Here is a 22,658-nt window from a genome sequence, read left to right as displayed (position 1 = left end):
GCCCACCCATAACCCTTTCAGGAGAAGCAATGCCCGAACGTAGCGCAACCATCGCCAGCCGATCCGGCCTGCACGCCCGCCCGGCCGCACTTTTTGCCGAGGCGGCCGGCAATGCCGGCGTTGACGTCACCATTTCCATGCAGGGCGAGCCGGCGGACGAAGCCCTCGACGCCGCCAGCATCCTTTCGCTCATGACGCTGGGGGCGGCCAAGGGGGACGTCGTGGTACTCCGGGCCGACGGCGACGGCGCGGACCAGGCGCTGGATTCCTTGGTCGCGCTCCTGGAGACGGACCTCGACGCCGAATAGCGCCGCCGGTTTCCGGATCACAGGACAAGGCCGGGTCGCGCGGGGGCGCTAGGATTTCCGCATGGCACTGATTGCTCCCCGCGTGACCGCCGGGCTCCCCGGCGATGAAGCCTTGAAGCTGAAGCACGCCCTTAACGACAGTCACGACATCACGGTGTTTGTGGACGGAACGGTCCACCGGCTGCCGCCCCAGGCACGGGACGCCGTCGTGGACCTCCTGAGCCGCTTCAGCCGCGGCGAAGCCGTCACGGTCAGCAGCGTTGAGGAAATGCTGACTACTTCCCAGGCCGCTGAACTCGCCGGGATTTCGCACACGTACCTTCGCAATATGACGGACCGCGGGGAAATTCCAGTGGAGTACCGCGGCACGCACCGGCGGATCAGGCTGGCGGCCGTCATGGAATGGCTGGAAACGCAGAAGAAGGCCAAGGCGGCCGGCCCCGACGAGCGGGTTTGATGTAGCGCCGGACGCAATTTGTGAAGCAGTGATAAGGATCAAGCAACGATCCCCGTTCTTCGCCAAAACGCCCTAAAGGCCGGGGTTACCCTTTATTCGTGGGTAAGTTCAGAGGGTGGCATATTGTGGCGGGATTCGCCGCGATGCTGCTGACTGCCGCCCTCGGACGGGTCATGGGACTGAACGACACGGCCGCGTTTACGGCGAGTTGCGTGGCCTTCGTCGCGGTCGCCAAGGGCCTGGAAAGCCATCTAGCCCGGCGCCGCCGCGAAGCTGCCGAGCGCGACGGCGGCTCGTCATAGCCGGGCGCAATCGCCAGCGTCCGCCCCGGATCCCGGCCTACGTCTGAACGGCGGAATGCCATTGACACGTGGCGGACCCGGTCAGCAGAATTGTTAGCGATAACACAACCGCCGGTGGACGTTGGTCCGGCGCGAAAGGGATGCGATGCGCACTGAGGCCACCGAACTGCCCGGACTGGACAGCTACCCGGTCAGCTCCAGCATGACCCGCGGGGCCGTGCCGGAACTGAACTGGGCCGGCAATTACCGCTACACGGCGGCAGCCATTCACCGCCCGCGCACTCTCGAGGAAGTCCAGGAAGTGGTGGCCGGAGCCTCGAAGATCCGCGCCCTCGGCTCCCGGCACTCCTTCAACGACATCGCCGACTCCCCCGGCTCCCTGGTCTCGCTGGAGGACCTGGATCCGGGCATCCGCATCGACGCCGCCACGCGCACGGTTACGGTATCCGGCGGGACGCGCTACGGCACGCTCGCGGAAAAGCTGGAGACCAACGGCTTTGCGCTGCCCAACCTCGCCTCCCTTCCGCACATCTCCGTGGCCGGCGCCATCGCGACCGCCACCCACGGTTCCGGGGATGCCAACGGAAACCTGGCAACCTCCGTGGCGGGGCTGGAAATCGTGGCAGCGGACGGAACCGTCCACCATCTCAGCCGGGGCGGCTCGCCCGACTTTGACGGCGCCGTCGTGGGCCTCGGCGCGCTGGGCGTGGTCACCAAGGTGACCTTGGACATCGAACCCACGTTTATGGTCCGGCAGGACGTCTTTGAAGCACTTCCGTGGGAGATGGTGCTGGAGGATTTCGACGCCGCCACCTCCAGCGCCTACAGCGTTAGCCTGTTTACGGACTGGAGCGGTGACGCCCTCGCCCAGTCCTGGCTGAAGAGCCGCGTGCCGGGCGCAGACGCCGCCGGCTCCGGCCTGCCGGCGTACCGCAGCGGGACGTTCTTCGGCGGCACCCGTGCCACGGTTGCCAGGCACCCCCTGCCCGGAGTTTCGGCCGAAAACTGCACCGGGCAGCTCGGAGTCCCCGGGCCGTGGTCGGAGCGCCTGGCCCACTTCCGGATGGCGTTCACGCCAAGCAGTGGCGAGGAACTCCAGAGCGAGTTCTTCGTCCGCCGCGAGGACGCCGTGGCCGCCATTGCGGAACTGCGCGCCCTTTCGGACCGGATCACGCCGTTGCTGCTCGTGTCGGAAATCCGCACCGTGGCAGCAGACCGGCTCTGGCTCAGCACGGCCTACGGCCAGGATTCGGTGGGGTTCCACTTCACCTGGAAGCAGCGGCAGGCCGAAGTGGAGGAGCTGCTCCCGGTGATGGAGGAGGCACTTGCGCCATTCAGCGCCCGCCCGCACTGGGGCAAGCTGTTCCATGCGGGCGCCGACTCGCTCGCAGGACTCTACCCGCGCTTCGCCGACTTCAAGGACCTTGCCGAACGGATGGACCCGGAGCATAAATTCCGCAACGACTTCCTGGCCCGGAAGGTCTTCGGCGAGTAGGGACCGGCAGTTAGATCCGGGGCCGCCCGGACCAGCGGCGGGCCTTGAGCGCCGCGTGGAGTTCCAGCCGGACCATGCCCTTCAGCGGGTCCACGCCCAGTACCTGCCGGATGCGGCCCAGCCGGTTGTAGATGCTGCTCCGGTGCAGGTGCAGCTTGGTAGCGACGTCCTGCACGGACCCGTCGTTGTCGTACAGGAGTTCCAGCACGGGGAGCAGCTCGCCGTTCCGGTCGTGGTCTTCGAGGATGCGCGAGTAGACGGAGCCGGCGTCGGCCCACGCCCCGGCGCCGCCGCCTGCCGAAGCCAGCAGCTGGTAGACGCCCGTGGCCCGGCAGTCCACCAGCTCGCCCAGCTGGGGGTCCACGGCGGCGGCCTGGGCAGCCTGCCGGGACTGGGCGTACGCGTCCGCCAGTTCGCGCGGTTTGGCGAAACCTTCGCTGGTGCCGAGGATGATCCGGCGCACCGGCCGGCCGGAGCGCTTGGCGAGTTCAAGCTGGTAATGCACCAGCACCTGCGCGTGGGCCGCACGCCCGGTGGACTCCCGGAACAGGACCACCGCGTGTGTTTCCGTGCCTGCGCTGAACAGCGCCGCGTCCACGCCAATGGTGGCCTGCAGCGCCGCGGAACGGTGGATCAGGGTTGAGGCGATGGGATCGGATCCCTCCGCCCAGCCGTCGGCGTCGAGCACGGTGACCAGCTGCCACGGACCGCGCCCCTGCACTTCCTTCCACCCGCCCACAGCTGCCACCGCATTCGCTTCGCCCCGGCAGGCGCTCAGGAACTCCTGCTCCCTGCGGCGCCTGAATTCCGATTCAGCGGTGTTCGACTCCAGGAGAAGTCCGGACAGCAGCTCCAGTTCGTCCCGGACGCCGGGCAGCTGGGTGAGGATCGCCGTCGCGCTTTGGTCTTCGATGTCCTGCTGCACCCACAGGTAGCCCACGCGGAAGCCGCGCACCAGCAGCGGGACGCAGACGCGTCCCAGCATGCCCAGCTCCTCGTTGGCGGGCACGACGACGGGACGCACCGCCGTCGCGATCCCGTGCGAGAGCTGCCACGCCTTCACATCCGCCGGCACGCGCTTGCTGAGCAGGAAGTTCACGCGGACGCGGTCCGCGTGCGACTGGTTGGAGCTGTAGGCGAGCAGGACGCCGTCGAGATCCTCCAGCGAAAGTCCACGGCCGAGCTTCTCGGCCACCTGCTCAACGAGCTGTTCCACATCCTGCTGGTGCATGGTGCCACCTTACTGCCCGGCGCCGACGGAACGTGAACGGACACCAGGCGACACCTGACGCTTCACCACTCGACAGATGTCTAGGCCGCGGGCGGGAAAACCCCTGAAACAAGCGGAAGACACCTTGTCCGAACTGCGGCATCGTGTCGGCTACCTCACATGCGGATTTATTCTGGAAGTACCAGATTCCCCGCACATCCGGCCCACAAAGCCCACCAACGATGGAGCCCAAGAAATGATCATCGGCGTCCCCAAAGAGATCAAGAACAACGAATTCCGCGTGGCCATCACCGCCGCCGGAGTCCACGAATTCCGCACCCACGGCCACACCGTTCTGGTGGAACGCGGCGCAGGCCTGGGCTCCGGAATCACTGACGAGGAATACGCCATCGCCGGCGCCGAAATCGTCATCGAAGCCGACGATGTCTGGGCGCGCGCCGACATGGTCATGAAGGTCAAGGAGCCCATTGCCGCGGAATACCACCGCTTCCGCAAGGGCCTGATCCTCTTCACCTACCTCCACCTGGCTGCCGAGCCGGAACTGACCCGCGAGCTCATCAACTCGGGCGTCACCGCCATCGCCTACGAGACCGTCCAGGAAGGCCGCACCCTGCCGCTCCTGGCCCCGATGTCCGAAGTGGCCGGCCGCCTGTCCGTCCAGGTCGGCGCCACCTCGCTGATGGCACCCGCCGGCGGCAAGGGCGTACTGCTGGGCGGCGTCCCGGGCGTCCGCCCCGCCAAGGTGGTTGTCCTCGGTGCGGGCGTGGCCGGCACCAACGCCGCCGCCATGGCCCTGGGCCTCGGCGCCGACGTCACCATCCTGGACATCAACATCAACCGCCTCCGCGAACTCGACGCCCTGTACCAGGGACGGCTGAAGACGGTCGCGTCCAACAAGTACGAAATCGAAAAGTCCGTCGTGGACGCGGACCTCGTGATCGGCTCCGTGCTGATCCCGGGCGCCAAGGCACCCAAGCTGGTCACCAACGAACTCGTCTCCCGGATGAAGCCCGGCTCCGTCCTCGTGGACATCGCCGTGGACCAGGGTGGCTGCTTCGAAGACACCCACCCCACCACGCACCAGGAGCCCACCTACCGGGTCCACAACACGATCTTCTACTGCGTGGCAAACATGCCCGGCGCCGTTCCCAACACGTCCACGTACGCACTCACGAACGTGACCCTGCGCTACGGCGTGGCCCTCGCCAACCTCGGCGTCAAGGCCGCGTTCGAGAAGGACCCCGCACTGGCCGCCGGCCTCAACATTGCCGCCGGCCACGTGGCGCACCACTCGGTCTCCGAAGCGCACAACCTGCCGCTCGTAGCCGACTGGCACGAGCTGGTCTCCGCGTAAACCTTTTCGTCCGGCTGCGCTGGACGACACACATCCTCGGCGTGCTCGCTCCTTCGTCGCTTAGACGCACGCTGCCGGATGTCTGTCGTCTAGCGCAGTTTTGGTTAAGCATGCGCGGAGGCCAGTTCCCGTGCTTGTTCGATGAGCTTGAGGACCTCGATGGGGCCGGCCGGATCCACAGGCAGCGGCAGGGGCGAGGCCGTGCCGCCGTCGTGGATCTTGGCCGCGAGGAGCCGGTAGAACTCCGGGTAGGCGCCGCGCTCGGTGGGCAGGCGGTCCAGGTGGCCGTCCCGGCCCAGGAGCCCTGCCCAGTCCGTGTCTTCGATGCCGTATTCGGGGTCGAGCGGGTTGCCGCCGGCCACGATGTAGGGCTCCTGCGGGTCGACGCCGTGCTTGGTGAAACCGCCCTCGGAGCCCAGGAGCCGGTACCGCGGTCCCTGCTGGGCGCAGAGCATGTTCATCCAGAGGTGGCTGACCACGCCCGAATCATGCTGCAGCGCCAAGAACACGTCATCGTCGGTCCTTTCGCCCGGCCGCCGGGCCCGGAGTTCCGCATGCGCCACCGTCGCCGGGCCGAACAACTGCAGCGACTGGTCGATGAGGTGCGTGCCGAGATCGAAGAGCACCCCGCCGCCGTCGTCCGCCGTGGCTTCCGCTTTCCAGGCCTTCGAGACCTCCGGGGACCAGCGCTCGAACCGCGATTCGAACCGGGTCACGCCGCCCAGCACGCCGCTTTCCAGCAAGCCCTTCACCGTCAGGTAGTCGCCGTCCCAGCGGCGGTTCTGGAAGACGGTCAGCACCCGCCCCAGCCGGGCGGCAAGCTCCAGGAGCTCCTGCCCTTCGCTGCTGCGCACCGCAAAGGGCTTGTCGACGACGACGTCGAGCCCCGCCTCCAGCGCGGCCTTCGCCAGCGGGTAGTGGGTGGCCGGCGGCGTCCCCAGGACCACCAGGTCAAGGTCGTCGGCCAGCCCCAGGATGTCGGCCGGGGTGTTCACGAGGCGGGCGGCAGGGTAACCGGCGGACGCCTCAGCCTGCCGGCCGGCGTCGGACGTTGAAATAACGTCCAGGGAATATGACGGATTGGCGGCGATCAGCGGCGCGTGGAACACGCGGCCCGAGAGGCCGAAGCCGGCGACCGCCGTCCGGATCGCGGGTTTGCCCGGGCCGGTGCCGGGGGTTGCTTCAGTGCTCATGGTCCAACGCTACCCCCGCACGCCCCCGCGGGGACGGCGAAGGCCGGCACCCCGCGTGAAGAGTTCGTGTGAACAGATCACGGGAATGCCGGCCCTGGCGTTACTGCTGTCAGGCTATTGTTACTTCTTTTCCCAGCCGAGGGTGGTCCAGTCCGGAACCTGGGACAGGCTCTTGAACAGGGACGGGCCGTAGTTGGCCAGGCCGGTGCGGACGAAGGAGATCTGCGGGCCGTTCATCACAACACCCATGGAGAAGTACTTGGCCATGTGCTTCTTTTCAACTTCCATGGCCGCCTTGTTGCGCTCGGCGTTGTCTTCAATGCTGCTGAGCGCCTTGATCTCGGCATCCAGCTCGGCGTCGCCCAGCTCGTTTTCGTTGGTCTTGGAGTCGTAGAACTGCTTGACGGCGTCCGTTGCGTCGGCGCCCACGGTGTAGCCGGAGACGCTCAGGAAGAAGTCGCGGCTGCCCAGGACCTTGCCGAAGTCGGCAGAGGCGCGCTGGTCGATCCCTACGTCCATGCCGCCGGCCTGGAGCTGTTTCTGCAGGGTCTGCACGAATGCCAGGGTGGTGGGGTCGTCGCCGAAGTTGCTGATCTTGAAGGCGGCCGGGACGCCGTCCTTCTCCATGATGCCCGCAGCGTTGGGCTTGTAGCCGGCATCGGTCAGTACCTTCTTGGCTGCTTCTGCACCGGATTCCGTGGCCGGGTAGTTGTCCTGGTAGTACTTGGAGAACGGAAGCAGCATCATGGAGCCGGAGCTGGTTTCTTCCCAGTTCAGACCGTTGAAGCGGACCTTGCGCAGGGCTTCGCGGTCCACGGCGGTGAAGATTGCCTTACGGATGGCGACGTCCGTGAGCGGAGCCTTCTGCGCGTTGAGGTTCAGGCCGCCGGCGAAGAGCCGCTGGCCGCGGCGGATCTCGGAATCCTTGGTGCCGTCCAGCTGCTTGTACGGGGTGATGGTGTTCGCGGAAACGCCGTCAATCTCGCCGTTCTTGAAGGCGGCGATTGCAGCGCTGCTCTCGAGCTGGCGGAACACCACCTTGTCGAGGACAGGCTTGTTGCCCCACCACTTGTCGTTCTGGGCCAGGGTCACGGTCTTGGCGGCGCTGTCGTACTTGTCCAGCTTGAAGGGTCCTGCCATCCACTCCGGGTGCATGTCGCCGGTGAACCCGGTGTTGAAGATCTCGGGAGTGTTCACGGCCGGGTGGATCAGGCCGGTGAAGAGGGCATCCAGCGGGTAAACGGGCTGGGTGGTGGTGACCACCACTTCCTTGTCACTGGAGCCGGCCTTCACGGAATCAACAAACTCGTAGGCGCCGGAGCTGACGATGTCGATGTCCTTGTTTTCGCCCTTGAGCATGTTCCAGGTGTTCTGGAAGGCCTTGACGTCGATCGGCGTGCCGTCGTTGTAGGTGGCTTTTTCGTTCACCTTGATGGTGATGGTCTGCTTGCCGTCCTTGACTTCGCTCTTGACGTCTTCGCAGAAGTCCTTGTTCGGAGTCGCCGTGCCGTCGAAGTCGAAGTTCCAGCAGCCCCAGGTGCCGGCCTGGTCGATGGGGCGGTGCAGTGCGGTGTTGTCCGCGCTGTTGCCGTTGTTGGAGAAGCCGTTGAAGTCCGGACCGATGTTGCCCAGCGGAAGCGTCACGGTGCCGCCGGGTTCCAGGTCCTTGGCATCCTTGGCGTTAATGCTGATCAGCTTGGTGAGGTCACTGCCGGCTTCCTGGCCCTTGCCTGCGTCGGGACCCGTGGGAGTCCCGCCTCCGCCACAGCCGGTGAGAGCGAGCGCTGCCGCTACAGCGGCCACCCCGCCAATCTTGGTCAGATTCTTCATTGTTTTCCCTTCATTCTTTGGTGCGAGAGTTGGTGCTTTGGGGATCGGGCAAGTTAGGGGCTGTCGTGGACAACAAGCATGTCCGCGTCGAGTTCACCGTCCGGGAAGAAGCAGGCGAACTGCTGGTCGGCGGTCTGGACGGCCGCCCGGGCCGCCCGGACGGCCGCGGCGGCAGTGCCCGCGGTGGCCGGGGCCGCTTGCGGCGAAGAGACCGGTTCCAGCGGCGGCTCGAGAGTGAGGCATTTTTCCTGTTTCGCGGCAGGGAGCGCGGCAAACACCGGGCAGCGGGTGGCGAAATTGCAGCCCTTGGGCGCATCGAGCGGCGACGGGAGGTCGCCTTGCAGGATGATGCGTTCGCGGGTTCGTTCCAGCTGCGGGTCCGGCACCGGGATCGCGGACAGGAGTGCCCGGGTGTACGGGTGGCGCGGGTTGTCGAACACGTTGTCCACGTCGCCAATTTCCACGATCTTGCCCAGGTACATCACTGCCACGCGGTTGGAGATGTGCCGCACCACGGACAGGTCGTGGGCCACCATGAGGTAGCTCAGGCCGAGTTCCGCGCGCAGTTTGTCCAGGAGGTTGATGACGCCGGCCTGGACGGAGACGTCGAGGGCGGACACGGGTTCGTCGAGGACCACCAGCTTGGGGTTCACCGCAAGCGCGCGGGCGATGCCGATGCGCTGCCGCTGGCCGCCGGAGAACTGGTTGGGGAACCGGTTGACGTGGTCCGGCTGGAGGCCCACCAGTTCCATCAGTTCCATGATCCGCTTCCGGATCGCGGGCTTGTCCAGGCCGGCGTTTTCGAGCGGCTCGGACAGGACCTCAAAGACGGTGAAGCGCGGGTCCAGCGCACCGGTGGGATCCTGGAACACCATCTGGAGTTCCTTGCGCATGGCGGTTTTGGTCCGGGCATCGGAGGCAGCCTTGTTGCTCAGCCCGCCGATGGTCACCTCGCCGTCCTGGTCCTTGTGGAACTCCATGATTTCCAGCAGGGTGGTGGTTTTTCCGCAGCCGGACTCGCCCACGATGGAGAAGCACTCGCCCTCGCGGATGTCGAAGCTCAGTCCGTCCACGGCCTTCACGGTGCCGATCCGGCGCTTGATGAGCGACCCCTTCAGGAGCGGGAAGTGCTTCCTGACGTCCCTCAGTTCCAGGACCTTCCTGCGTTCAAGCCGCGGGACGGCATCGAAACGCGAGACCGGCACGGCCGGGGCGTGGAAGATCTCGTGGACGTCCACTTCGGCACCCAGTGAGTCGGTCTTGATGCAGGCCGCCTTGTGGGCACCGCTGCCGGCCATGCCGCTTCCGGCTCCCCGCGGACCGCTCACCGGCCACAGCTCCGGTTCCCCTTTCAGGCAGGCGTCGCTCACCAGCGGGCAGCGCGGGGCGAAGGAGCAGCCGGCGGGCTCGTGGATCAGGTTCGGCGGGATGCCTTCGATAGGCACCAGCGAAGCCTTTTCGGCAATGTCCACGCGGGGCACTGCGCCCAGCAGGCCCATGGTGTACGGCATCCGCGGGCTGTAGTAGATATCGTCCACGCTGCCGGTCTCCACCGGCTTTCCCGCGTACATCACCATGATGTCGTCCGCCATGCCGGCCACCACGCCAAGATCGTGCGTGATCATGACGACGGCGGCGCCGGTCTCCTCCTGCGCGGTGTGCAGCACCTCCAGGACCTGCGCCTGGATCGTGACGTCCAGCGCCGTCGTCGGCTCATCCGCGATGAGCACCCGCGGGTTGTTGGCGATCGCGATCGCGATCATGACTCGCTGGCGCATGCCGCCGGAAAACTCGTGGGGGAACGCCTTGAGGCGGTCCTTCGGGCTGGGAATGCCCACCATGCCAAGAAGTTCGACGGCGCGGGCTTCCTTGGCCTGGTTGCTCATCTTCGGGTGATGGACCGTCAGCGCCTCGATGATCTGGTGGCCCACCGTGTACACGGGGGTCAGGGAGGAGAGCGGGTCCTGGAACACCATGGCGATGTCGTTGCCGCGGTACCGGCACATGGCCTTGTCGCTGAGGCCCAGCAGTTCCTTGCCGTTCAGCTTCACCGAGCCGCTGATTTCGGCGGTGGTGGGCAGCAGGCCCATGATGGCCAGGGAGGTGACGGACTTGCCCGAACCGGACTCGCCCACGATGCCGAGCGTCTTGCCCGGCAGGAGGTCGAAGTCGACGCCGCGGACGGCGTGGACCACGCCGTTCTCCGAGTTGAACCGGACGTTCAGGTCCCGGACGGAGAGGACGGCCCCCGCCGCGGCGTCACCTGCGGCATGCAACCCGGCGACGTGCAGGCGCTCGGCGGTCATTTCGGCGCCGGCGGTGGTTTCGCGGCTCATTTGTTCCTCTTCCCTGCAGTCTTTTTGGCGCTGCCGACGGAGCTGGAGCTGGGATCGAAGGCGTCGCGCAGGCCGTCGTTCATCATGGCCAGCGAACCGGTCAGCAGGAACATCACCACGAGCGGGACCCAGAACATCCACGGGAACGTCTGGACCTGGGACGTTGCCTGGTTGATGAGGACGCCCAGGCTGACGTCAGGGACCTTGATGCCGATGCCGATGAAGGAGAACGCGACTTCGGCCAGGATGGCGCCGGTGACGCCGCGGGTGACGTCCAGGACCAGCAGCGATCCGATGTTGGGGACCAGGTGCCGCCAGACGATGCGGCGGGCCGGGATGCCCATGTACTGGGCTGCCTTGACGAAGTCCCGCTGCATGAGCGACATCGACAGGGAGCGGATCAGCCGGGCGGTGCCCATCCAGCTGAAGACCAGGAGCACGATGATCAGCAGCAGCCAGCTGGGCAGGTTTTCCCGGAGGCCGTTGCCGCCGCCGCTGGTGGCGACCGCCACGACCAGCAGTGCCGGCATCATGATGAGGGCTTCGAGGATGAAGAGCATCACCTTGTCCACTTTGCCGCCGAAGTAGGCCATGGTGCAGCCGTAGACGGCGGCGATCAGCACCGAGACCAGGCCGACCACCAGTCCGATGAGGATGGAGATCCGGGTGCCTTCCACCATCAGGGCGTAGAGGTCGATGCCGGCCTGGGACGTACCCAGGAGGTGCTCCCCGGACGGCGGCATGCCGATGTTGAAGGGGTCGATGGTTTCCTTGTCCCAGGGGGAGAGGATGCCTCCCACGAAGGAGAAGACCGTTAAGGCGAGGAAGATGACCAGGCCGGCCACGGCTGTCTTGTTCCGCAGGAAGCGCCGCAGGATGATCGCGGACTTGGCGATCACGACGTCGTCGTTCTCTATCCTTGCTTCCTCGGCCACGGCGGCGGGGTCGATCGCGTTCAGGTTGGTCATGGCTACTGCACCCGCACTCTCGGGTCGACAAGGGTAGTGGCGAAGTCCGCGAGGATCGCGCCGATGGCGAAGATCACCGAACCGTACGCGAGGGTGGCCGTGGCCGCGTTGACGTCCTGCAGGGCGATGGCGTCGATGCTCCACGAACCCACACCCGGCCACGCGAAGATCTTCTCTGCGAAGAAGCCACCGGCGAAGATGGCCGGAATGGTGAAGGCGATGCTTTGCGCCACCGGGATGAACGAGACGCGCAGGGCATGGCGGGCGATGGCCTGGTTTCGGGTGAGTCCCTTGGCCCGGGCCGTCCGGACGAAATCCGCGTTGACGTTGTCCAGCAGATACTGGCGCTGGGCGATCTGGTACGTGCCCCAGCCCACCAGGGTGATGGCCAGGGTGGGCACCGTGTAGTGGGCCACCATGTCAACGAACTGGACCCAGGCGCTGCCTTCCAGCCCGGGCGTGGAAATTCCGGTGACGAAGAAGATCCGTTCGCCGATGGTTTCGTTGACGTTGATGGCCCCGAGCTGCACCAGGAAGTAGGCGATCGGCGCAGGCACGATGTACACGAGGTAGCTGTAGGACGTGATCACACGGTCCTGGAACTTGTACTGCCGGGCGGCGGTGTACACACCCAGCGCAACCCCGATGACGAGGGTCAGGACGATGGAGGCCAGGAACAGCCGGGTGGAAATCCACACGCGGTCACCGAACTCGGCGTTGATGAAGGCGCCATTGGGGCTTCGTCCCCAGTCCCAGCGCGTGACCACTGCCGTCAGCCAGTCAACGTAGCGTTCCCAGGGGCTGAGAGTCGGATCAAGGCCCTTGAGCCGGAAGGAGTTTGTCACCTGCTCTGGCGTCGGCCGTGGAATGCGTTCCTGCTCCAGCAGCGCGGGCTGAAGCGTACTGACGGCCAGGAAGTACCCCGCCGTCGTAGTCAGGAAGATCATGAGCAGGTAGGTGGCTGCCCTTTTGGCGAGGTAACGGAACATGTCTGCCTAGCTCCGGATCGCCGGTGCCAGTCCCGCGCCGCGCAGTGACGGCGGCGCATCGGATAAGCCGCCCCGGGCCGGTGTCATATCAGCATTCACAGCAGGTGATCCTTCCGTTATCTCCCGGACCGGCAGGGGTTCCGCCGCCGATCCGGGATCATGGCCAGCGGGTGTCTGGCCGCCCGCAGGCCCTGGGGGCCTTGTCCTTGTGGACTATGTTGCGGGTCACATTCCAGAGGAAACTACCACATATGGGGAACCCTCCACGGTGCCTAAAAGCGGAAACACGGGCGTCCTGTACCAGATCGTTATGAATAAATCACGAGGATTGATTTGACTGGCCGGACGGGGCGCCATGGACTAGCCTTCGTCCGGTTGAGACACGCCGTCCGGGCGGGGGACGCCTCCGGGGCAGCTGACCACGCGCGTGACGAGTTCGCGCCATGACTCCGCGAGCCGTTCCGGGGCCACATGGTGGACCCGCACCGCGTACAGCAGCCGCTCCGGGTCCAGGGTTGAGCTCAGCGACATCGCCATCAGCCAGGGATCGGCGGTGACGCCCGCGGCCCGCAGGAGCATTTCGATGTGCCGGTGCCACAGGACGGCGGCCGGCACGTCGTAGCGGTTGTAGGCGGAGGCGTCCGCGGCCCGGGCCAGCTCGCCAAACTCCAGCACGTAGGCGATCCGTTCCGCGCCGAACGCCACAAGCCGGTCCAGCGGCGGCGCCCCGGGGCCCAGGGGCGGGGGCCCGAACATGAACCGGCCCTGGAATGCGGCCTCCGAGTCGCTGAGCAGCGTCATCATGAGCCCCGCGCGGGAACCGAACCGCCGGAAGACCGTGCCCTTGCCGACGCCGGCCCGCCCGGCCAGCCTGTCCATGGTGAGGCCGTCCGCACCGCACTCCTCAATGAGTTCGCGGGCAGCCTTGAGCAGCAGCTCCCGGTTGCGGGCGGCGTCGCTGCGTTCCGCTTCCCCGCCGAGCGGCGATCCGGAGCGGATTGGGATGAGGCTCACAAGAAATATTCTAGCCCCGGGAATAATATGCGGACCGCAGTCCGTTTAGCATGGATGAAGGCACCAACAGCCTCCGCAAACCAAACAGCCGGCGGATCCCTCCCGCGGCCAGATACTAGGAGTTCACATGTCCAAGAGCACCGTACTTACCCTGGTCGGCAGCCTGCGCGCCGAATCCACCAACCAGAAGCTCGCCGAGGCCATCCAGCTGAACGCGCCCGAGCAGGTTGAAGTTGTCATCCACGAAAGCCTGGGCAACATCCCGTTCTACAACGAGGACATCGACGTCGAAGGCCAGGTTCCGGCTGCTGCCGCCGCGCTCCGCGCCGCCGCGAATGACGCCGACGCCCTGCTGCTGGTCACCCCGGAGCACAACGGAACCGTGCCGGCCTCACTCAAGAACGCCATCGACTGGCTGTCCCGCCCGTTCGGCGCCGGTGCCCTCAGCGGCAAGCCCACCGCCGTCGTCGGCACCGCCTTCGGCCAGTTCGGCGGCGTCTGGGCACAGGACGAAGCCCGCAAGGCTGTCGGCATCGCCGGCGCCCGCGTCGTTGAAGACGCCAAGCTGGCCGTTCCCGGCTCCATGGTCCGCTTCGCCGAAGTCCACCCCAAGGACGACGCCGAGGTCGTGGAGCAGATCAAGGGCGTTTTCGCTGCCCTGGCCAAGGCCGAAACTGCTGCTGAAGCAGCCTGATTCGCCACCCCTGAAGCCCCCGGCAACCGCCGGGGGCTTTTGCGTCACCAATCCGTGATGGAGCTGACGCAAAACCGTCACTTGGCACCTGTTCCGCACACCGACGCCCCGCCGTAACGTGGAGACGGGGGACGTGCGAGAGCTGGAAGTGCGGTGCCTTCATGATGGTCATGCCTGGGGTCCGGGCAGTTGCGGCGGCCGCCGCGTTGATACTTCCGCTGTGGCTCGGATCCTGCTCGCTGCCCCTGTCGGCATCCCCGGCCGGCACCACCGCCCAGCCCGGCAGCGTGCCCGAACCGCAACCACTCCCGCCGCCATTTCCCGGGGCCACAACCGAGGCCCCGCTCCCGGCCTCAGCCGGATCGGAAATTGCGGCCTCCGGCCCCACGGCCAAACCCAGAACGGGCGGCAGCATCACGCCGCAGGCCGGCGGCGACGACGGCGCCGCGATCATTGATGACTCCGGCTCCGTCACCGGCTCCGCGTCCACAGCTCCGGGCTCTCCCGCTGCGGGCCGTTCGGGCAGTTCCGGATCCGGGAACCCGGCGGCGCCGACCAAAGCCGCCGACGACGACCAGGCTGCGCGCGGGCGGTTGTCCGGCGGGACGCCGGTCTACTTCGTGGCACTGGATGACGGCGGCAGCTCAGGCGTGCGGTTCGGTTGCAACGACAGCCTCGTGGCCGTTACCCATGACACCGCCGCGGCCCAGGAACCACTCCAGGCAGCCCTCGATTTCCTGCTCGGCGGCAGCGATCCCCCGGAGGGCCTGTACAACTCGCTGGCCGACTCCGCGCTGAAGTACGTTTCCGCCTACTTTGACGGCACCACCGTGGTGGTGAACCTGACCGGGACCATCCGGCCGGGCGGCACCTGCGACATTCCCCGGCTGGAAGCCCAGCTCACGCACACGGCCGTTTCAGCCGTCGGTGCGGCGCGGGCGGAGATCTATGTGGACGGACGGCGGCTGGCGGACGTCCTGAGCCTCCGGTGAGCCGCCTCCGCCGGGCCGGGGCCGCACTTGCCGCCTAGCCCTTCCGGAACAGCCCATCCATGGCCTCGTGGCTGCGGGCGCCGGCCAGTTCGGACCAGTTGCCGTCCCCGAGCACGTCGTCCGCCACCCGGGACACGGTGGCATAAGCAGCCTTCGCCGTGTTGCCGCCGATGCTGACCCGGCGGACGCCGGCGTCGTGCAGTTCGCCCACGGAGGGCGCTCCCAGGCCGGCCAGCGCGTTCAGGGGCGCGGCGATCCGCCGCGACAGGTCATGGAGCAGGTGCAGGTCCTGCACGCCGGGCACGAAGATCCCGTTCGCCCCGGCCGCAAGGTATGCCTCCGCACGCTGAAGCGTTTCCGGGAAGGCGGTCTCCGGAAACCGGCCGGACAGGTAGGTATCGATGCGGGCGTTGATGAACAGGTCAACGCCTCCTTCCTCCGCCGTGCGGCGCACGACGGCGATGCGTCGCGCCTGCTCGTCAACGTCGGTTAGCGGATCATCGCCGGAGTCCTCGAAGTTGACGCCCACAGCTCCGGCCGCCAGGACGCTGCGGATCGTTTCCTGCAGCTCAGCATCGTCGAACGCACCGCTCGCACGTGCATACCCCGTCTCAATATCCGCTGTGACCGGCAGCGCCGTAGATGCCGCAATCCGGCCCAGGGCAGCCATGGCGAGTTCCCGCGGCAGGTGGTTGCCGTCCGGAAAGCCGAGGCTCCAGGACAGGGCGGAACTGGAGGTGGCCAGCGCGGTCGCCCCTGCTTCTTCCACGAGGCGGGCGGAGGCCACATCCCAGACATTGACCAGGACCAGCGGCGCCGGGCCGTCGTGCAGTGCGTGGAAGGCGGCAGCCAGGGGTCCGAGGCGACTCTGCGTTGTCATGGCTCTATTCCATGCCCTGCGCCGTCCCAGGTAAAGCAATTCGGTCCCCGCGCCGAGGGATGATTCAGATTTTCAGCAACAAACGTTGCCTAATTGACAACAACTGGCTGTATCCTGTCAGTGTGACCCACGAAACACTTGATGCCGCCGCAGACATCCTGCCGGCCGAGGCAATTGACGCAATCGAACGCGCGGCAACGTCCGCCCACCGCCACGATGAACTTTTCTCGGAGCGCGCAGCAAACATCAAGCAGTCCGCCGTCCGCGACGTCTTCGACATCTCCCTGCGCCCCGGCCTGGTATCGCTGGCCGGCGGCAGCCCCTACCTGCAGTCGTTGCCGCTGGAGCGGCTAGGCCAGACAGCGGCGAAGATCATTGCCGAACAGGGCATGACCGCCCTCCAGTACGGCAGCGGCCAGGGGACCGAAGAACTCCGCACCCAGATTTGCGAAGTGATGGCAGCGGAGGGGATCCTCGACGCCGATCCCCGGAATGTGGTGGTCACCGCCGGCTCACAGTCAGCACAGGACGTGGCCACCAAGGTCTTCTGCGACCCCGGCGACGTGGTGCTGGTGGAGGACCCGACGTATGTGGGCGCCCTGAACACCTTCGAGGCCTACCAGGTGGAGGTGGCGCCCGTCCCCATGGACGAGCACGGCCTGGTCCCGGATCTCCTGGAAGCCCGGATCGCCGCCCTCCAGACGGCCGGGAAGAACATCAAGTTCCTGTACACCATCCCGAACTTCAACAACCCGTCCGGCATCACCCTCGCCGTGGAGCGGCGGCAGGAAATCGTCGATATATGCCGGAAAGCGAATATTCTGGTTTTGGAGGACAACCCCTACGGACTGCTCCGCTTCGAGGGCAAGCCGTTCGCTCCGCTGCGGGCCGCCAACCCGGACGACGTCATCTACATGGGCTCCTTCTCCAAGATCTTCGCCCCGGGGCTGAGGATCGGCTGGGCCTTGGTGCCGGCGCACCTTCAGCGCCGCTACTACCTGGCCTCCGAAGCCGTGACGCTCTGCCCGTCCACCCTGAACCAGATGCTGGTCTCGGCCTACCTGCGGGACTACGACTGGATGGGGCAGATCGAAACCTACCGCGGGCTTTACGCGGAGCGCTGCCAGGCCATGCTCGCCGCCCTCGAGGAGTACATGCCCGAGGGACTGAGCTGGACCCGGCCCGAGGGCGGCTTCTTCGTCTGGGTCACCCTGCCAGAGGGTGTGGACACCTACCCGCTGCTTCGCAAGGCAATCGACGCCGGCGTGGTGTTCATCCCCGGGGCGGCGTTCACCCATTCGGACGAACCTTCGAACAAGCTGCGCCTCGCTTTCAGTGCCGTGCCTCCCGAAGCCATCGCCGAGGGAGTGCGGCGGCTCGCGCCGGTACTGCGGGACGCCATTGCTGCGCTGTAGCCTGAATCATTACTGCATGCGGCCCACCATTTTTCATTAGGCTGACCAATCCCTGAGGAGCAGGACTATGACCGGAATTATTGTTGTCGGCGTTGACGGCAGTGAGACTGCCATGCGGGCCGCGGAAACAGCCCAAGGGCTCGCCGCCTCCCTGGACGCGACGCTTCACGTGGTGACCGCGTTCGACAGCGACCGCACCGAGGTTTACGGCAGCGGCAGTGACCGGTTCATCGTCTCCGATGCCGGCGAGGCCGAGAAGGTGGCCAAGGACGTGGCGGCACGGCTGAGCAGGGAAGGCCTCAAGGTCACCTATTCCTCGGCCCGGGGCAAGCCGGCGGAAGCCATCATCAGGGAAGCCGAACGGTTCGACGCCCGCATGATCGTGGTGGGCAACCGCCGGATGCGCGGACTCGGCCGGGTCCTGGGAAGCGTCGCCAACAGCGTGGCGCACAACGCGCCCTGCGACGTTTACATCGCGAAGACCGACGTCGCCGACTAGGACCTCCGGCTAGGGCGTCTTAAGCAGCCTGCGCAGGATCTTCCCGGACGCGGACTTGGGTACCGCCTCGATGAACTCCACCCGGCGGATTTTCTTGAAGGGCGCCACCCTGCCGGCGACGAAGTCCATCACGCCGGCTTCGTCGAGCGTCCCTGCCTGCCCGCCCGGCTGGCGCACAACGAAAGCCATCGGGACTTCCTGGCCGTCGGCATCGGGCGTCCCGATCACGGCGGCATCCGCGATGCCGGGGTGCGTCAGCAGCAGGGCTTCAAGTTCCGCCGGGGCGATCTGGTAGCCCTTGTATTTGATGAGTTCCTTGAGCCGGTCCACGATGGTCACCACGCCGTCGGCCCGGACAGTGGCGATGTCGCCGGTATGCAGGAACCCGTCCGCGTCCAGGGTGTCTGCTGTTTCCTCCGGGCGGTTGAGGTAGCCCAGCATAACGTTCGGACCCCGGCACAGCAGATGGCCCGGGGCACTGGTGCCCGCCGCGGGGACGCCGATGTCCTCACCGCTGGCGGGGTCCACCAGCCGGCATTCCATGTTGGGCACGGTGAACCCCACCGAGCTCACGGGAACGTCGGATGCGCCCACCGGGATCAGGTGCGACACCGGGCTCATCTCGGTCATCCCGTAGCCCTGCAGCACGCGGCACCGGAGCCGTTCGGCGAGGGCAGCGCCGAGTTCACCGTCCAGCGGCGCGGCGCCCGAGAGCGTCGTGTGGACGGAGCCCAGATCGTAGTCGGCAACAAGCGGGTGCTTGGACAATGCCACGGCCACGGGCGGGGCGATGAACAGGTAGGTGCATTTGTGGTCCTGGATGATCCGCAGGAACTCGGCGAGTTCGAAGCGGGGCATCGTGACCAGGCAGGCCCGCTCCCGCAGGGCAAGGTTCAGCAGGACAGTCAGGCCGTAGATGTGGAAAAACGGCAGCAAGGCAAGGAGCCTGTCCTGGTCCTTCACGTTCAGCAGCCCCCGGGACTGTTCCACGTTGGCCACAAGGTTGCGGTGGCTGAGCTTGACGCCCTTGGGCCGTCCGGTGGTTCCGGAGGAATACGGCAGGACCGCCACGTGGGTTGCCGGGTCGAAGGAAACGGCCGGAACCGGCGCCCCGGCGGTGAGCAGGTCCTTCAGCGACGGGTGACCTGCGGCGCCGTCGAGCACCACCAGCCGGTCCGCCGGAATTCCGGCGCGTTCAGCGGCTTCCTCGGCCCCCGGGAGCAGCGCTGACACCGTGAACAGCCAGCTGGCGCCGGCATCCTCCAGCTGAAGCGCCAGTTCGTCGGCGGTGTAGAGGGAGTTGACGGTGGTGACGGTGGCACCGGCGCGGAGCAGGCCGTGGAATACGGCCGCGAAGGCCGGGACGTTCGGGCAGAGGATGGCCGCGACCCCGTGCGGGCCCAGTCCGCGCGCGGACACGGCCCCCGCCACTGCATCGATCTGCTCCAGCAGCTGCCGGTAGGTGGTTTCCGCGCCGTTCGCGCCGTCCACGACGGCGGTCCGGTCCAGGTCCGCTTCCGTGATGCCGCCGAAGAGGTACTCATAAATGCTTTGGTCCGGAATGACCACGTCCGGGAAGGGGCTCGAAAACACGCAACATCTCCTTTGATTTGCTCCAGCAGCCGGCGGCCGGTGAGGGCGGCAACTGGTGCAACTCTAGTGCGGCGTGTCAAGGACGGAACCTCACGCGCTTGACCGTCGTCACTCCCCCTGGTGGGCATCCTCACCCGTTTTCCGGCGGAATCACGCGGTTTACAGCGATAAAATTAGAAGGTGCTCGATGGTGCGGACATCCGAGTACCACCGACTTCAGGGGAATATTATGCTGACTCTTCAGCGCCGCCAGCTCGTAGGCCACGACATCCTTCTTGCCCGCCACGGGAACCACATCAGCATGATGCGAGTGGACCGTGCCAACGACCGGGTGATTGCTTTCCTCGACGACGGCTCCACCGACTCCGCACCCAACCTCATCACGCCCGGCCTGAACCTGCCGGAGACCATCCGCAGCGTCATGCGTGATGACTGGAAGTTCTTCGCCGTCGTCACCGCGTGCGTCACTGTCTTTTCCGGTCTGATGATCACAGCGGCGGTCGCCCTGAGCGGAATGACTTCCGATCCGGCCCTGGCCCAGATGCTCTCGAACTACCCCGCCTGCTAGGGGAACTCCGCGGCGGGCCCCGCTGCCCGGCTGCCCGCCCTACTCCGGCTCGTCGACGGCCGGAAACGTTGGCAACGAATCAAACAGTGCCAGGAAACTGTTCAGGAGCGGTGTTTCATTGCCCCGGTTCCACGCAACGGCAAGGTCAACCGGATACAGTCCGCGGAGCGGACGGAACACCACGCCCTGGAAGGAAAACATCCGGGCGGTCATGGGCACGAGCGCTATGCCCATCCCGGCAGCCACCAGCGACAACAGCGTGGACGTTTCCCGGGCTTCCTGGACGAGCCGCGGCTGGAAGCCGGCCTTGCGGCAGGCATCGATGACGATGCTGCTCACGGCCGAGGACCCGGGGTAGCCAATGAAATCATGCGAGGACAGATCCGCAAGGTCCAGCGGCCCCTTCCCGGCCAGGAGCGAATCGGCAGGAAGCGCAGCCACCAGCTGATCCTGTTCCAGCAGCTTCAAGGCGATCTCGCCCGAACCCACCGGGGGCCGGAGGACGGCGACGTCGAGCCGGCCCTCCTCGAGGGCAGCCTCCATTTGCGGGGTCAGCATTTCGCCCTGGACCGTAATCCGCAGGCCTGGAAGGGCCCGGCGCGCGGCCTGGACCACTGCCGGCATCAGCCGGTAGGTGGCCGTGCCGGTGAATCCCACCCGGAGCACGCCCGTGGCACCGGCCCCCACCTGCTGCACATCCGATTCCAGCGCCTCAAGTTCGTGCAGCAGCTGCCTGCCCCGGTCCAGGAGCAGCTGCCCGGCAGGGGTCAGGTCCACCTTGCGGGTGGTCCTGACCAGCAGCTGCGTTCCCAGCTGGTCCTCGAGCTGGCGGATCTGCTGCGACAGCGGGGGCTGGGCCATGTGCAGCCGGACTGCCGCCCGGCCGAAATGGCGCTCCTCAGCCACGGCAATGAAGTACTTGAGGTGTCGCGTCTCCATCGGTGCCTCTCGACTGGAAGTCCTGGTACTGATCAAGCAGTACTAATCCAGCAGGAGGGCTGGCTCCTCAAGGATCGCCGCGACGTCGGCCATGAAGCGCGCCGAGAGATCGCCGTCCACCACGCGGTGGTCGAAGGAACCGCCAAGGGTAGTGATCCAGCGCGGAATGACTTCCCCGTCCAGGACCCAGGGCTTCTGCTTGATCGTGCCGAAGGCCACGATGGCCACTTCGCCGGGGTTGATGATCGGAGTGCCGGTGTCGATGCCCAGCGCGCCGATGTTGGTGACAGTCAGGGTGCCGCCCTGCATCTGGGCAGGCTGGGTTTTTCCCGCCCGGGCTGTGGTGGCCAGGTCATTGAGCGCCAGGGCCAGTTCCTTGAGCGAAAGGTCCTGGGCGTTCTTGATGTTCGGCACCATCAGGCCCCGCGGGGTTGCCGCTGCGATTCCCAGGTTCATGAAGTGCTTGACGTGGATCTCGGCGGCATCGCTGCCGTCGGCGCTGTCCACCCAGGTGGCGTTGACGCTGGGGTTGCGGGCGGCTGCCCAGATCACCGCCTTGGCGAGGATCAGCAGCGGGGAGACCTTGATGCCTTCGAAGTCGCGGGAGGCCTTGAGCCGCTTGACGAACTCCATGGTGCGGCTGGCATCCACGTCCACGAAGATGCTGACGTGCGGTGCGGCGAACGCCGACTCCACCATCGCCTTGGCAGTGGCCTTGCGGACGCCCTTGACGGGAATCCGCTCGATGCGCTGGTCCTGCGGCCGGCCCGACTTGCCCCAGAAGGTGTCGGCCTTGTCCACTTCGGCGTCGCGCTGGGCCTGGTAGCTCACCAGGTCCTCGCGGGTGACTTCGCCCCGTGCACCAGTGGCCACGACGTCCGCGAGGTCAATCCCGAGGTCCCGGGCGATCTTTCGCACCGGAGGTTTGGCCAGGACCTTGTTCACCAGGCCGCTGATGGTTCCGCCGAGGGTGGGGCGCACCGCGCCTTCTTCGGGGGCTGCGGCAGCATCGGGGGCCGACGGCGCCCCGGCGTTGATCCAGATGCCCTGGGACTCGACCGGCTCGGTCATTGGGACAGGCTCGACCACCGGGGACGGCGCTGCGGCTGATGCCACAGGGGCCACCGCGGACGGCGGTGCCTTGCGCGGGCGGCGCTTGACGGCGTCGGCCTTGGGGCCCGAGCCAACCAGCGGGCTGGCCGCACCACCGGTGACGGGCACGGCACGGGCTTCCGGCGCCGCAGTGTCTTCCGCAGGCAGGGTTCCATACATCGGCGCGGCCGGGGCAGCTGCGGCCGGGGCAGCTGCGGCCGGAACCGGCGCATCCGCGGGCGTGGGGTCGCCGGACACGGCGTCACTCACGCTGATGATCGGAGTTCCGACGTCGACTGTCACTCCCACGGGCACGAGCAGTTCGGTGACGGTACCCGCAAACGGCGACGGCAGTTCCACAAGGGACTTGGCCGTCTCGATCTCGCACAGAATGTCGTTGATGGCGACGCTGTCTCCGGGCTTGACGTTCCACGAAACGATCTCGGCCTCGGTGAGCCCTTCGCCCACGTCGGGGAGGTTGAACTTGTTTACAGTCATGGGGTCCTCGG

20 protein-coding genes and 1 pseudogene are annotated in these 22,658 nt (G+C 66.7%); 10 read left to right on the top strand and 11 right to left on the bottom strand.

Translation table 11 applies throughout. From position 1 onward, the window contains the following. The first annotated feature begins 29 nt into the window (after positions 1 to 29). The 4 genes from PV761_RS13115 to PV761_RS13100 all read left to right on the top strand — a co-directional run bounded on the left by PV761_RS13115 (position 30) and on the right by PV761_RS13100 (position 2,562). Positions 30 to 308 (top strand): HPr family phosphocarrier protein, encoded by a 279-nt coding sequence (locus PV761_RS13115; RefSeq protein WP_347897329.1) that lies wholly within the window; start codon positions 30 to 32, stop codon positions 306 to 308. 61 nt (positions 309 to 369) lie between these two features. After that, positions 370 to 765 carry a helix-turn-helix domain-containing protein gene (locus PV761_RS13110; protein WP_028271475.1) on the top strand — a complete coding sequence of 132 codons (396 nt, stop codon included), beginning with the start codon at positions 370 to 372 and terminating at the stop codon, positions 763 to 765. A gap of 98 nt (positions 766 to 863) precedes the next feature. Beyond that, complete coding sequence (locus PV761_RS13105; RefSeq protein ID WP_347897326.1) at positions 864 to 1,067, top strand: hypothetical protein; 204 nt, start codon at positions 864 to 866, stop codon at positions 1,065 to 1,067. Positions 1,068 to 1,269: 202 nt separating this feature from the next. Then, complete coding sequence (locus tag PV761_RS13100) at positions 1,270 to 2,562, top strand: FAD-binding protein (protein WP_347897380.1); 1,293 nt, start codon at positions 1,270 to 1,272, stop codon at positions 2,560 to 2,562. Positions 2,563 to 2,572: 10 nt separating this feature from the next. Here the strand turns inward: PV761_RS13100 and PV761_RS13095 are convergent. Further along, positions 2,573 to 3,935, bottom strand: a pseudogene (locus PV761_RS13095) (helix-turn-helix domain-containing protein). Positions 3,936 to 4,028: 93 nt separating this feature from the next. Here PV761_RS13095 and ald point away from each other — a divergent pair. Further along, positions 4,029 to 5,147, top strand: coding sequence for an alanine dehydrogenase (gene ald / locus PV761_RS13090; protein WP_028271471.1), 1,119 nt, complete (start codon positions 4,029 to 4,031; stop codon positions 5,145 to 5,147). Between the two features lie 104 nt (positions 5,148 to 5,251). On the opposite strand, the gene PV761_RS13085 is transcribed toward ald, so the two are convergent. The 6 genes from PV761_RS13085 to PV761_RS13060 form a co-directional block, all read right to left on the bottom strand. After that, entirely contained in the window at positions 5,252 to 6,340 is a 1,089-nt protein-coding gene (locus PV761_RS13085) for a Gfo/Idh/MocA family oxidoreductase (protein WP_347897324.1), read from the bottom strand. A gap of 120 nt (positions 6,341 to 6,460) precedes the next feature. After that, entirely contained in the window at positions 6,461 to 8,170 is a 1,710-nt protein-coding gene (locus PV761_RS13080) for an ABC transporter family substrate-binding protein (protein WP_028271469.1), read from the bottom strand. A gap of 53 nt (positions 8,171 to 8,223) precedes the next feature. Next, the gene (locus PV761_RS13075) at positions 8,224 to 10,506 is read right to left on the bottom strand and encodes an ABC transporter ATP-binding protein (RefSeq protein ID WP_347897322.1); all 2,283 of its coding nucleotides are present in this window, start codon (positions 10,504 to 10,506) and stop codon (positions 8,224 to 8,226) included. Further along, on the bottom strand, positions 10,503 to 11,474 hold the full coding sequence (locus tag PV761_RS13070; RefSeq protein ID WP_028271467.1) for an ABC transporter permease: 972 nt from the start codon (positions 11,472 to 11,474) through the stop codon (positions 10,503 to 10,505). The genes PV761_RS13075 and PV761_RS13070 overlap by 4 nt, the downstream gene beginning before the upstream one ends. Before the next feature lie 2 nt (positions 11,475 to 11,476). Then, the gene (locus PV761_RS13065) at positions 11,477 to 12,463 is read right to left on the bottom strand and encodes an ABC transporter permease (RefSeq protein WP_028271466.1); all 987 of its coding nucleotides are present in this window, start codon (positions 12,461 to 12,463) and stop codon (positions 11,477 to 11,479) included. Between the two features lie 360 nt (positions 12,464 to 12,823). Then, a complete protein-coding gene (locus tag PV761_RS13060; protein WP_347897319.1) occupies positions 12,824 to 13,477 on the bottom strand; it encodes a helix-turn-helix domain-containing protein in 654 nt (217 codons plus the stop codon). Between the two features lie 127 nt (positions 13,478 to 13,604). Here PV761_RS13060 and PV761_RS13055 point away from each other — a divergent pair, with 127 nt between their 5' ends. After that, the gene (locus PV761_RS13055; RefSeq protein WP_347897317.1) at positions 13,605 to 14,171 is read left to right on the top strand and encodes an NADPH-dependent FMN reductase; all 567 of its coding nucleotides are present in this window, start codon (positions 13,605 to 13,607) and stop codon (positions 14,169 to 14,171) included. A 161-nt stretch (positions 14,172 to 14,332) separates the two neighbouring features. Further along, on the top strand, positions 14,333 to 15,163 hold the full coding sequence (locus PV761_RS13050; protein ID WP_347897315.1) for a GerMN domain-containing protein: 831 nt from the start codon (positions 14,333 to 14,335) through the stop codon (positions 15,161 to 15,163). A 34-nt stretch (positions 15,164 to 15,197) separates the two neighbouring features. On the opposite strand, the gene PV761_RS13045 is transcribed toward PV761_RS13050, so the two are convergent. Further along, positions 15,198 to 16,043 (bottom strand): isocitrate lyase/phosphoenolpyruvate mutase family protein, encoded by an 846-nt coding sequence (locus tag PV761_RS13045; RefSeq protein ID WP_347897313.1) that lies wholly within the window; start codon positions 16,041 to 16,043, stop codon positions 15,198 to 15,200. Positions 16,044 to 16,165: 122 nt separating this feature from the next. Here PV761_RS13045 and PV761_RS13040 point away from each other — a divergent pair, with 122 nt between their 5' ends. Further along, positions 16,166 to 17,458, top strand: coding sequence for a PLP-dependent aminotransferase family protein (locus tag PV761_RS13040; protein ID WP_347897311.1), 1,293 nt, complete (start codon positions 16,166 to 16,168; stop codon positions 17,456 to 17,458). A gap of 67 nt (positions 17,459 to 17,525) precedes the next feature. After that, positions 17,526 to 17,957 carry a universal stress protein gene (locus PV761_RS13035; protein WP_028271461.1) on the top strand — a complete coding sequence of 144 codons (432 nt, stop codon included), beginning with the start codon at positions 17,526 to 17,528 and terminating at the stop codon, positions 17,955 to 17,957. Positions 17,958 to 17,966: 9 nt separating this feature from the next. Here PV761_RS13035 and PV761_RS13030 read toward each other — a convergent pair whose 3' ends face one another. After that, positions 17,967 to 19,550, bottom strand: coding sequence for an AMP-binding protein (locus PV761_RS13030; protein WP_347897309.1), 1,584 nt, complete (start codon positions 19,548 to 19,550; stop codon positions 17,967 to 17,969). Between the two features lie 229 nt (positions 19,551 to 19,779). Here PV761_RS13030 and PV761_RS13025 point away from each other — a divergent pair, with 229 nt between their 5' ends. Beyond that, positions 19,780 to 20,118, top strand: coding sequence for a hypothetical protein (locus PV761_RS13025; RefSeq protein ID WP_347897307.1), 339 nt, complete (start codon positions 19,780 to 19,782; stop codon positions 20,116 to 20,118). A gap of 39 nt (positions 20,119 to 20,157) precedes the next feature. Here the strand turns inward: PV761_RS13025 and PV761_RS13020 are convergent, their stop codons facing one another. Next, positions 20,158 to 21,057: a LysR substrate-binding domain-containing protein gene (locus tag PV761_RS13020; RefSeq protein ID WP_347897305.1), complete on the bottom strand. Its 900-nt coding sequence runs from the start codon at positions 21,055 to 21,057 to the stop codon at positions 20,158 to 20,160. A gap of 42 nt (positions 21,058 to 21,099) precedes the next feature. Then, positions 21,100 to 22,647, bottom strand: coding sequence for a dihydrolipoamide acetyltransferase family protein (locus PV761_RS13015; protein ID WP_347897303.1), 1,548 nt, complete (start codon positions 22,645 to 22,647; stop codon positions 21,100 to 21,102). Positions 22,648 to 22,658: the final 11 nt, after the last annotated feature.

The sequence above is a fragment of the Arthrobacter sp. CC3 genome (assembly GCF_039907775.1).
In the GTDB taxonomy this organism is placed as follows: Bacteria; Actinomycetota; Actinomycetes; order Actinomycetales; family Micrococcaceae; genus Arthrobacter.
The sequence above is the reverse complement of the archived record's forward strand: the minus strand, read 5'-3'. Positions and strand labels throughout refer to the sequence as shown.

Coding starts and splice junctions, on each gene's coding strand:
- PV761_RS13020 (WP_347897305.1), bottom strand. CDS start 21,057: ATGGAGACGCGACACCTCAAGTACTTCATTGCCGTGGCTGAGGAGCGC.
- PV761_RS13080 (WP_028271469.1), bottom strand. CDS start 8,170: ATGAAGAATCTGACCAAGATTGGCGGGGTGGCCGCTGTAGCGGCAGCG.
- PV761_RS13015 (WP_347897303.1), bottom strand. CDS start 22,647: ATGACTGTAAACAAGTTCAACCTCCCCGACGTGGGCGAAGGGCTCACC.
- PV761_RS13085 (WP_347897324.1), bottom strand. CDS start 6,340: ATGAGCACTGAAGCAACCCCCGGCACCGGCCCGGGCAAACCCGCGATC.
- PV761_RS13025 (WP_347897307.1), top strand. CDS start 19,780: ATGCTGACTCTTCAGCGCCGCCAGCTCGTAGGCCACGACATCCTTCTT.
- PV761_RS13110 (WP_028271475.1), top strand. CDS start 370: ATGGCACTGATTGCTCCCCGCGTGACCGCCGGGCTCCCCGGCGATGAA.
- PV761_RS13100 (WP_347897380.1), top strand. CDS start 1,270: ATGACCCGCGGGGCCGTGCCGGAACTGAACTGGGCCGGCAATTACCGC.
- PV761_RS13115 (WP_347897329.1), top strand. CDS start 30: ATGCCCGAACGTAGCGCAACCATCGCCAGCCGATCCGGCCTGCACGCC.
- ald (WP_028271471.1), top strand. CDS start 4,029: ATGATCATCGGCGTCCCCAAAGAGATCAAGAACAACGAATTCCGCGTG.
- PV761_RS13055 (WP_347897317.1), top strand. CDS start 13,605: ATGTCCAAGAGCACCGTACTTACCCTGGTCGGCAGCCTGCGCGCCGAA.
- PV761_RS13075 (WP_347897322.1), bottom strand. CDS start 10,506: ATGAGCCGCGAAACCACCGCCGGCGCCGAAATGACCGCCGAGCGCCTG.
- PV761_RS13050 (WP_347897315.1), top strand. CDS start 14,333: ATGATGGTCATGCCTGGGGTCCGGGCAGTTGCGGCGGCCGCCGCGTTG.
- PV761_RS13045 (WP_347897313.1), bottom strand. CDS start 16,043: ATGACAACGCAGAGTCGCCTCGGACCCCTGGCTGCCGCCTTCCACGCA.
- PV761_RS13065 (WP_028271466.1), bottom strand. CDS start 12,463: ATGTTCCGTTACCTCGCCAAAAGGGCAGCCACCTACCTGCTCATGATC.
- PV761_RS13035 (WP_028271461.1), top strand. CDS start 17,526: ATGACCGGAATTATTGTTGTCGGCGTTGACGGCAGTGAGACTGCCATG.
- PV761_RS13070 (WP_028271467.1), bottom strand. CDS start 11,474: ATGACCAACCTGAACGCGATCGACCCCGCCGCCGTGGCCGAGGAAGCA.